The sequence below is a fragment of the Streptomyces sp. CO7 genome, assembly GCF_053474865.1.
The window spans coordinates 1-443 of sequence record NZ_JBRIOU010000110.1; the positions used below are offsets into that span (position 1 = coordinate 1).

The 443-nt window shown below is 53.3% G+C and carries 1 protein-coding gene; it reads right to left on the bottom strand.

Annotation, left to right across the window (positions count from 1 at the left end; translation table 11 throughout):
• Positions 1 to 360 (bottom strand): lysine-specific demethylase (locus ACOV8S_RS31340; protein ID WP_448321870.1); only part of this gene is annotated, 360 nt, incomplete at its 3' end.
• Positions 361 to 443 lie beyond the last annotated feature (83 nt).

Sequence of the window (443 nt, forward strand, 5' to 3'; positions counted from 1 at the left end):
ACGGATGACCGCGTTCCAAGCACTGGTAGCATTGGGATCCTTGTGAAAAGTACTTCCACTTCTTTCTGGGCCGATGATCAGCCATCGATGGTCAGGTCTCTGTTCTTTCAATAGTGTGAACAAGTCGTCGTGGAAAGCTTCGGGAGCAGTGTAAGCTCCATGAGGACCGACCTCCAAACCCATCTTTTCCACGAAGGCCCTATCGACCAAATATATGGGACTCTCGTCTCTCGTGCTGGCCATGTATGCGGCGTACGTCTTCAACGGCCAGTCGACCGCTTCGGCGTGAAACGATGTGTTCCCGTGCTTGGTAAGGATGGACTGCTGGTCCCAGTCCTTGTAGACCTGCCATTTCTTCACAGGTTCGGTCAGGATGAAAGGCCGGTCAACCCACGAGTCGTTGAATTCGGCTGGTAAGAGATCCCTTATGCGTGGGATCTCGC